General features: G+C 69.7%; 7 protein-coding genes and 1 pseudogene. 2 read left to right on the top strand and 6 right to left on the bottom strand.

The features are described from left to right. From ACIRFH_RS36090 to ACIRFH_RS36080, 3 genes are all read right to left on the bottom strand, one after another. On the bottom strand, positions 1–1,941 hold a 1,941-nt coding region (locus ACIRFH_RS36090; protein WP_403530674.1), incomplete at its 3' end, for a tetratricopeptide repeat protein. A gap of 70 nt (positions 1,942–2,011) precedes the next feature. Then, positions 2,012–2,533, bottom strand: a complete 522-nt coding sequence (locus ACIRFH_RS36085; protein ID WP_403530671.1) for a hypothetical protein — start codon at positions 2,531–2,533, stop codon at positions 2,012–2,014. 152 nt (positions 2,534–2,685) lie between these two features. Then, positions 2,686–3,414, bottom strand: coding sequence for a DUF4231 domain-containing protein (locus ACIRFH_RS36080; protein ID WP_403530668.1), 729 nt, complete (start codon positions 3,412–3,414; stop codon positions 2,686–2,688). A 243-nt stretch (positions 3,415–3,657) separates the two neighbouring features. Here ACIRFH_RS36080 and ACIRFH_RS36075 point away from each other — a divergent pair, with 243 nt between their 5' ends. Next, positions 3,658–4,938, top strand: a complete 1,281-nt coding sequence (locus tag ACIRFH_RS36075) for an MFS transporter (RefSeq protein WP_403530680.1) — start codon at positions 3,658–3,660, stop codon at positions 4,936–4,938. Positions 4,939–5,096: 158 nt separating this feature from the next. On the opposite strand, the pseudogene ACIRFH_RS36070 reads toward ACIRFH_RS36075, so the two are convergent. The 3 genes and pseudogenes from ACIRFH_RS36070 to ACIRFH_RS36060 all read right to left on the bottom strand — a co-directional run. Further along, a pseudogene (locus ACIRFH_RS36070) lies at positions 5,097–5,908 on the bottom strand (IS5 family transposase); the annotation flags it as partial. A 60-nt stretch (positions 5,909–5,968) separates the two neighbouring features. Beyond that, a complete protein-coding gene (locus tag ACIRFH_RS36065; RefSeq protein ID WP_397988845.1) occupies positions 5,969–6,397 on the bottom strand; it encodes a RacP protein in 429 nt (142 codons plus the stop codon). Positions 6,398–6,400: 3 nt separating this feature from the next. Next, positions 6,401–7,519: a DUF6192 family protein gene (locus ACIRFH_RS36060; protein ID WP_403530665.1), complete on the bottom strand. Its 1,119-nt coding sequence runs from the start codon at positions 7,517–7,519 to the stop codon at positions 6,401–6,403. Positions 7,520–8,223: 704 nt separating this feature from the next. On the opposite strand from ACIRFH_RS36060, the gene ACIRFH_RS36055 reads away from it, so the two are divergent. Beyond that, positions 8,224–9,057, top strand: a complete 834-nt coding sequence (locus ACIRFH_RS36055; protein WP_403530662.1) for an alpha/beta fold hydrolase — start codon at positions 8,224–8,226, stop codon at positions 9,055–9,057. The last annotated feature ends 465 nt before the right edge of the window (positions 9,058–9,522 follow it).

The following is a 9,522-nucleotide window of genomic DNA, read 5'->3' as shown; positions in this document are numbered from 1 at the left end:
GATGGCCCGTTCCAGGTCTCCGGCCGTCTCGTAGGCGTAGGCGAGGTTGTTGCGGGAGGCCAGGGTCGAGGGGTGGTCCTCGCCCAGCACCCGCACCCGCTCCCGCAGCGTCCGCTCGAACAGGGGGATGGCCCGTTCCAGGTCTCCGGCCGTCTCGTAGGCGTAGGCGAGGTTGTTGCGGGAGGCCAGGGTCGAGGGGTGGTCCTCGCCCAGCACCCGCACCGCATCCTCCACCGTCCGCTCGTACAGCGGGATGGCCCGCGCCAGGGCCCCCGCCGCACGGTAGGCGCCGGCGAGGTTGTTGCGGGAGGTCAGGGTGTGGGGGTGGTCCTCGCCCAGGACTCGGAGGCAGGTGGTGTGGGCGCGGTCGAGGTAGGCGATGGCACGGCGGACGGTGCCCTGGTCGTTGAGGAAGCTGCCGGCGCGGTCGAGGAGGCCGGCCGTGGTGTCGGTGTCGGTGTCGGCGGTAGCGTGGCGGGCGAGGGCGTCGACGTGGGGCAGCAGTTCCCGCCACAGCAACCAGGTGGCCGGGTCGTTCCAGTCCTGCGGCAGGACGGTGTGCAGACGGCCGGTGGCATGCCGGCGGGCCTGATCGATCTGCTCGGGGGTGCGGTGGGGATGGCCGGGCTCGGGGGTGCGGGCCACGGCCTGGACCAGACGGTGCACCGACACCGTGCCCGCGGCCGGATCGACGGTGAGCATCCCGTACGCCGACAGCACCCCCACCGCCTCCCACACCCCACCCCCGCCGCCCCGGCTGTCCTGGCCGTTCTGGTTGTTCTGGTTGTCCTGGTCTGTTTCTGCCGCCGGGAGGAGAGCGGTGGGAATGTGGTCGGGAGCGAACCAGGCCAGCACGCGCAGCAGATCGGCCGCCTCGGGCTGGATCTGGGCGATACGGTCCAAGGTGACGTCCCAGATCCGGGCGATGGTCCGCTCCGCCGGAGTGTTCACCGCGCCCCGGCCCAGCATCCGGCCCGGCTGCCGGGCGAGGAGCTCACGGTAGGCGCGGGGGGTGGTGAACGGGTTCTGCGCGAGGTAAGCACCCGCCTGCTCCACGGCCAGCGGAAGATGCCCGAGCTCTTCGCACAGACCAGCGGCACCGCTCATGTCCCGGCCCGGATGATCCGCCACGGCGATGCGTGTCAGCAGCTTCAGCGAGTCCCCGGGATCCAGGACGTCCAGACGCACCACGCTCGAGGCCCCGGCCGCGCTCCAGCCGGTGGTGAGACGGGACGTGATCAGAAACCGGCCGCCACGCGCCCGGCCGACCAGAGCGGCGATGTCGGCCGGGACTTGCACATTGTCCAGCACGACGAGCCAGCCGGTGTGGCAGGCCAGCCACTGCAGGCCCCACTCGGCAAGGGCTTCCACCGGCAGGACCCGGGCCAGCAGAGGCTGCAGAGCGACGGCCAGGTCAGCCAGGCCCTGCTGCACACCGGCCGGACTGTCCGCGGTGAACCAGCGCACCGGCACATACCCGTGCGCACGCGTCGCGGCCCAGTGGGCGGCCAGAGTGCTCTTCCCGATCCCGCCCAGCCCCGACACCGCCTGCACCAACGCCACCCCCACCCCCTCCAACGCCGCATCCAACTCCTCCAGCTCACCACCACGCCCCACAAACAAACCGGGGTGGAAGGGGAGAGCGTCGAGGCCTGCGCGTGCCGGTACCTCGGTTGGCGGGTGGGCTTCGGGGGGCAGGTTGAGGGTGATGGAGTTGTCGATTCCGGTGACGGCCTTCGCTCCGTGGGTAGCGGTCGCGTTCCCGCTGCCCGTCACCTCCTGCCAGGTGCCGGCCGCAGGCTGCGCCGGGACCAGGCTGCCGCCCGCGGCGGCATCGGTGATGCGCACCTCTTGACCGCCGGTGTCGTTGCGCGGCGCGGGCTTGGCGACGCCCGGGCCGGGGCTGCCGTCGCTGCGTCCTCGCCGAAACCACCGGGCCATGCCGCCCCCGCTTCTCCCCATGCTGCGTCTTCCTGCCAGCCCGTCGGTCCGGGCGGGCGGTTGCCGAGTCCTACCGGTTGTCGTTGACGATGCCGGTGACGGCGCTGGAGCCCGCGCCGGTGGCCTCCGCGTCCCCGGTGTGGGCTGCCCGTGCCGGGCCCCGGCGGCCCGGACCGGTGTTCTTCACTCCGGTGACCGCGCTGCCCCCGTCCTGGACGACCGCGGCGCCCGTCGCGAACGCTGTATCACCGGCCGTGGCGGCAGCGAACGCCACCAGCTCCCGCAACTCGGTCACCGCGCGCTCGCGGTCTTCCTCGTCGAGACCTTCGAGCAGCGCCTCGAACCGGCCCGCCCACACGCCCTCCTGCCGCAGCCGCAGTGCTGCGGCGTCACCGGAACCGGAAGCCGCGGGAAGGAGGGTCCGCGCGGTCGCCTCCAGCCGCTCCAGTTCCGCCGCGGCCCGCGTACCGTCCCCGCGGCCGAAGAGCTCTGCGACGCGGCGCCGCAGCCCCGTCCACGCGTCCGTCCCCGCCGCCTGCACCACGGCACTGCCCCCCGCCGCGGCCAGCGCCGTCAATCCCTCAGCCAGCACAACCCACACCCCTCGCTCACGACGTTCCAGCCGCCCGGCTGGCGGCCCGGACACCATCACAGCGCTTCTTCTGTCAACACGCGGCACAAACAGCAAGAGTTCCCGCACCCGATCCGGATTCCCGCCCAACGGCAGTTGCGCGGCTGAGGGGGTCACGGCGCCGGCGGCTGACTGGAGGGGGCGGCCTGGTCGGCGGGCTGGTCCAGCTGCTGCTGACGGCGCCGCTGCTCGGTGCGGTGGTCTTCGACGCGCTGGGTGAACAGTTTCATCGCTTCCTGTTCCTGGCCAGGGCCGAAATCGCTGTAGGGGCCGATGCCGAGGGCGACTGCGTTGGCCTCTTCCTCGATGGCGTCGGCAGTCTGTTGGAGAAAGTAGCTGCGCTCACGGAACTTGTAGTAGCCCGTGAACATCGCGGCGACGGTGATGGCGAAGCTGATGAACGTCAGGGTCATGCCCTGCCAGGTCAACTCCTTGCCAGTGTCCAGGGCCGCGATAGTGGTTGTGGAGGCCGATCCGACCATGATGAGGGTCTGCAGCCGGTTGTGGATGCTGCGGTACCTGCGGCTATCTGCTTCGTACTGTTCAATCAGGGAGGCAACGTCTTCTCGGTACACGTTGCGGCGCAGCGTCAGCGACGGCGGGACCACTGCATTCATGATGCGCGCGGTCAGGTGAAGGACCTCGAGGTCATCTTCCAGCTTGGCAAGGGGCTCCGGTTTCCGCAGCCGCGCATCGACTACGACGCACGCGATACAGAGTCCACTCACGCTGGCACAGAGGATGCCAGGTCCGAGAAGGAAAAGGAGGGAGGACGTCTGCCAGTGCCACACCGTCCAGCCGATGCCCACCACGAGTGCCAGGCCAGCGACCGAGACGGCCACCCGACGTATGCGGACCACTGAGTGCGCCCGAGCCAGCTTTCGCTCAAGTCGCGCAGTGTCGATCTGCAATTGCCCCCAATTGATCATCTGTTCCAGAGGGGTGCCGGTGACGTTCGCAGCGGGCTGGGTTTCAGTGCCTGTTTCTGATCTCAGCTCTGAGACGGGTCTAGTGATGTCTTGATCACGGGGTGGTGGTTGGTCCGAGTCACTACGCTGAGCGCCTTCACACCTCGGGAGGTTCGGTTGGTACGGCGGAGCACGCTCGGGCAAGACTTCCGGCGGTTGTGGGGCGCCTACACGGTCAGCGCAGCGGGCAGTGCCGTCGGTATGGGGGCATTGCCGTTGATTGCCCTCCTGGTGCTGGACTCCTCTGCGTTCCAGGTCTCTTTGCTCGCTGCGTTGTCTGCAGTGGCCAGCGGAATGATCGCTCTGCCGCTCGGTGTGCGAATTGAGCACCAGTACAAGCGGCCGGTCATGATCGCCGCCGACCTGGCCCGCTGTGTTCTGTTGGTGAGCGTTCCGGTCGCCATGGCTTTCGGCAGGCTCACCTACACCCAGCTGTGTGTCGTCGGCGTTCTCCAGACGGCGGCGTCTGTCGCGTTCGACGCGGCGAGTGGCGCGCATCTGAAGGCACTTGTCCTGCCCGAGCACCGCCTTCGTGCCAACAGCCTGTTCGAGACGACCAACTGGATCAGCGTTAGCGCCGGCCCGCCCGTGGGCGGGCTTCTCATCGGGGCACTGGGCACGGCCGCCACGATGGTGGTCGACGCGCTGTCCTTCCTCGGATCGGCCCTGGGTATCCGTCGCATCCGGCAGCCTGAACCCGCGCCACCGGCCCGCGCCGCCACCTCTCACCTGGGCCGCGACATCGCTGCCGGTTGGCAATACCTCCTGCGGCACCCGGGACTGCGGCCGCTGTTCTTCAACGCGCTGCTCTTTGGTGGATCCATCATGATGACGTCACCGCTGATGGCCGTCCTCATGCTGAATGACCTCGGCCTGGCACCGTGGCAGTACGGACTCGCCCTGGGACTGCCGTGCCTGGGCGGCGTGCTGGGCTCACGCTTGGCCCCGCTGCTCACCCGGCGATTTGGACAGCGCCGCATTCTGTTGCTGTCCGGTGTTGCGCGCACGCTCTGGACGATCCTGGTGCCACTGACGCCCTCCGGTGCCCTCGGCGTGTTCGTCATCGTGGCCACCGACTTCGGCCTGCTTTTCTCCGCCGGGGTCTTCAACCCGTCGTTCACCACGTATCGCATGGCGGCCACACCGGACGCTTTCATGTCCCGCGTCGGCACATCTTGGTCCGTCGGCTCGAAGGCATGCCAGGCCGCCTTCATGATCGCTGGTGGTCTCATCGTGGCCCCCGTGGGGGTGCGCGGTGCCCTGCTCATCGCTGGGCTGCTGTGTATGGCGAGCGCGCTGCTCCTGCCATGGCGGAAGGAACGCATCTCCACGGGCAATGTTCCGGCGCCCACGACGGAAGCGGCTCCGTCCCCGGTCACGGATAGTCCCTCCGCATAGGTTTCGCCAGATTGCAGTGATGCGGCTTTGTCGGGGTGGGAGAGTAGTGCTCAGGGGCTGCGGTCCGGGCCCGGTGGCCTCTTGGTGGCCCTGCTGACCGTCAGTGCCGAGATGATCAGTCTCGTTGGGCATCGCGGGAGGCCGGCTGTCCGCTCCTGCGGGAGTTTCGGCGGGTGATGCGCCTGGTCATGAGGGTGATCGCGGCCCAGGTGATGAGCGATTCCGAGTGCTGGATGAGCCGTTCGTAGTCGCGCGCGTGTCGACGGGCGTGCATGACCCAGGCGTGTGAGCGTTCGACGACCCAGCGCCGGGGCAGGACGACGAACCCGGAGGCATCCTTCGGGCGGCTGACAGTCTTGATCGTCAGGTTCAGGTAAGTCTTCGCCCAGGTCACGAGCTGTCCGGCATAGGCGGAGTCGGCCCAGACGATGGTGATCTCGGGGTGCATCAGCCGCAGCCGGAACAGCACTTCCTTGGCCGCGTTGCGGTCGGACATGTCGGCCGGGGTGACCATTACGAACAGCGGCAGTCCCTTGGTGTCCACGACCAGGTGCCTTTTTCGGCCGTTGATTTTCTTGCCGGCGTCGTAGCCGCGGGAGTCCTTGCCGACGGTCTCGGCAGCCTTGATCGACTGGGAGTCGATGACGGTGGCGACCGCTCCGGGCGCCTTGCCCATCTCGCGGCGGATCCGTTTGCGGAGCTGGTCACGGATCTGCCCGATGACGCCGGCGGCCGCCCATCGGGCCATGAACCCGTAACACGTGCGCCAGGGCGGGAAGTCCTTGGGCAGGGCTCGCCACTTGCAGCCGGTGTCGACCACGTATCGGATCGCGTCCACGATCTCCCGGCGAGGGTGCTTCTCCGGCCGGCCTCCCGCCTTCGTCTCGCAGGCCGGTGTCGGCAACAGCGGTTCGATCAGGGCCCATTCATCGTCCCAGGTGTCGGAGGGGTAGCAGCGTCGCCGCGGCAACGGGTTTCCCTCCCCTCCAGGACGGGGCGGGGCCGGCCGGAAAGCGGCCGGCCCCGCCGGTCAGGCGTCGATGTAGTCGGCGATCACGTCGAGGGTGGACTCGACCGAGCTGAGCTGGGTGTTCAGGTGCTTGATCCAGCGGCCCTTCGGTTGGAGGACGGCGTGTGGGGCGACGACGCCGGTGATGAACCGGCGGATCTCGGTGAGCTTCTCCCTGATGATCGCGACCTCGTACGCCTGGAGCTCGGCCGGGTCCGAGCAGAACTTGTAGCCGTCCGGGCGGGTCCAGATCAGGGGCGGCCAGCCGCGTTCGGCGATGGTGTCCCGCAGGCAGGCCAGGCCGGCGCGGGTCTGGTGGGGCGACAGTTCGCTGGATCTGACCAGCTGGTGGAAGGTCAGACCGGCCGGCCGGGCCTCGAATAGTACGAACCGGACGGTGTCGGCGTGTCGCTGGGCGGCGGGTGATCTGCGCTCGGAAGCGCGGGGCATCGCCTACTCACCTTGCAGAAGTTTGGCCAGTTCGCCGTCGACGTCCACCTTGCCTGTGTCCACCGCGGTCTCGATCCAGTCCAGGGTGGCCCTCACGCGGGCGACGTTTTCGTGAACGATCGTGCGTTCGTCGTCGCCGAGCTGGCGGTCGCGCATGCCTGGGACGACGCGGCCGGCCGCCGCGACGAACGCGTGGCAGGCGGTGACCAGGTCCAGGAACTCCACCGACCGGTCGATGTTGCGGATCGCCGGGGCGACGGGACTGGTCTCGTCGAAGTGCTCGCGGGCCTGCCGGCCGTGTTCGACCTGGGCGTGGTTGACCTGGTGGCGAGCGGTGTCGTCCGACATCGCCTTGAAGGCGACGTCCGGCCTGCGCAGCAGGCCGGTGGTCACCTCGGCGGCGACGTGCTCGTCACGGGTCAGTTCCTCGACGACCTTCACCTTGTCCGCCTTGGCGACGCGGGCGACGACGGCGGGACGGCGCAGGAAGTCCGGAGCGACGGCGGCGGCGACCTGGTCCTCCCGGGTCAGTTCCTCCACCGCCCGGACCTTGTCCGCGTCCTTGACCTGCGCGACGACCGCCGGACGCCGCAGCAGATCACCGGTGACGGTTGCGGCGACCTCCTCGTCCTGGGCGAGGGCGTGGATGGCGCTGACCTTCTCCTGTGGGGTGACCGGCTTGACGACCTGCCGACCGACCCTCCGGTTCGCCTCGTCCGGCGTCCAGCGGGACTTGCCCTCCGGCGGGTTGAGGACGGTGGCGAACCGTTCCTCGTCGTCGGCGATCGACGCCAGGATCTGGTGGACCGTGAACGACACCCCCGCCACCCGCCGGTCCTTCGGCCACTTCGACGCGGTCCACCGGGCCTTGTCCACCATCGCGTAGGACAGCCCGATGTCCTCGGCCAGGCGGAACAGCGACTCCTTGACCGTGAACAGCGAGTCGCTCCGCTCCTGGCCGCCGGACTCGCGCATCGGCTCGACTTCGAGCGCGTAGTCGCCGACCGTGAACTGGATCCGGCTGGCGGTCTCCACCAGCTTCCGCAGCTCGGCCACGATCTCCGCGTACCGGTTCGCGCTGACGTTGCCGACCTTGTCGGCGTCGTTGATCTCTTCGGGCATGGCATCCACCACCCACCGCGAGCCCGGGGCACGACCCCTCGGCCGCGGCGAGACCCGTCCCGCTCTGACCGAGAGTCAGACCGAAAATACGACGATCACAACGAATGACCGTAATTGACTAGACTCTGACCGGAGTTGGAATCCTGATGCGTTCGCGATGCGGTCACTGTGACCGTTCGCCGAACCTTTCCTTCCGGGCCCTCCAGGCCCTCGTGACGCACCGCCGCGAGCAGTAGACCGCGTTCGAACGGCGATCCACCCCGGCCACCCAGGTCGCCCCGCACTCGGGGCACTCGGCCCGGCCGGCACCGCTCAATTCCGCGGCTACCCGCTTGCGCAACCGGCGGTCCCGGCGCCACTGCCTGGCACGACATGCCGCCGAGCAGTACACGGCAGCGGGCCGTGCATCCGACCGCAGCCGTTCACCGCAGCCTCCGCACATCCGTTCCTCGGCCTCCCCGGCGCCCTCGGACACCCAGCCAGCCTAGAGCCCAAAGCTACTCAAAACCGGGGATCGAAAACAGGCACTGACCGCCGAGCACCTGCGCCGGCACTGCGCCGTCGGCTGATCCGAGCGTCCGGCGGCGGCACCGATGAGTTTGCCGCTCTCGGGGGGTCCTTCCCGCATGGACCGTCCCATCGACCCCCCGCACCCCCGCCGGGCTCCCGTCCCCCACCCCCTACACCACCCCGGAGAGAGTCACATGTCCGCAACCCGAGAGCAGGCCGAGGTCGGCGCCCGCGTCGTCTCCGCCGACGGCACCGAGATCGCCTTCGAGAAGTCGGGCAGCGGACCGGCCGTGGTCCTGGTCGCCTCCGCCCTGGCCGACCGCTCCGACACCACCAAGCTCGCCGCGCTCCTCGCCGAACACTTCACCGTGATCAACTACGACCGGCGCGGCCGCGGTGCCAGCGGCGACGCCGCCTCCTACGCCGTCGACCGCGAGATCGAGGACATCGCCGCCCTGATCGAGCACGTCGGCGGCCGGGCGTCCCTGTTCGGCTCCTCCTCCGGCGCGGTCCTCGCCCTGCGCGCCGCGAACGCCGGCCTGGGCATCGACCGCCTGGCCCTGTACGAGCCGCCCTTCGTCGTCGCCGACGGTGACGGGGGCCCGCCCCGGGACCTGGCCCGGCAGGTGGAGACACTGCTCGCGCAGGGACGCGAGAGCGATGCGGTCACGTACTTCATGACGAAGGTGCAGGGCATGCCCGGCGCGGCGGTCTTCTTCATGAAGCTGATACCGAAGGTGTGGCGTAACCTCACCAAGCTGGCCCCCACCCTGCCCTACGACATCGCGGTCATGGGCGACACCCAGCAGGGCAAGCCGCTGGACGCCGCCGAGTGGAAGGGCGCGGGCATGCCCACCCGGGTGCTGACCGGCGGCAAGAGCCCCGCCGCCTTCCAGCGCGCCGCCCGTGCCGTCGCGGAGATCCTCCCGCAGGCCGACCAGCGCACCCTGCCGGGTCTCAACCACGGCGCGGTCGTCATGGCGCCGAAGAAGGTCGCCCCGCAGATCGTGGAATTCCTCAAGGGCTGACCGGCCGGTGGGCGTTCCTGCGCGGCTGCCCGCTCCTTCGGGGAGCGGGCAGCCGCGGTTCGTGTGCCGTTCCGGTGCCGCGGGGGGCCGGTGCCGTGGGCGGCTTCGGACGCGTATCCCTGGCCCCAGAACGGTGAGCCGATCCGCCGGCTGAGCGCCACGGCGGGCATCGGCCCCATCGGTAATCCGGCGCTCGCCCGTGCATCCGCTGCGGAACCGCGAGTCGTCAAGCAGCCGGAGCCGCACACCGTGACGGGGCGGACATCGGGCCGACGGCCGGTACGGAGCGTCCAGGGGCCACCGCGTCTCCGCCGCATACCGGCTCCGGCTACTCCTCCGGAGCGGGGCCGGCGGGGTGGCTTCCGTATCGGGGGCTAGGGGGGTCCCAGCTCGGTGAGCAGGGTCTTGTAGGCGTCCGGGTGTTGTTCTCGCAGGATCTCCAGCCACACCCGGGCTCCTTGGACG

This window comes from Streptomyces sp. NPDC093586, from assembly GCF_044764905.1.
In the GTDB taxonomy this organism is placed as follows: domain Bacteria; phylum Actinomycetota; class Actinomycetes; order Streptomycetales; family Streptomycetaceae; genus Streptomyces.
The sequence above is the reverse complement of the archived record's forward strand: the minus strand, read 5'-3'. Positions and strand labels throughout refer to the sequence as shown.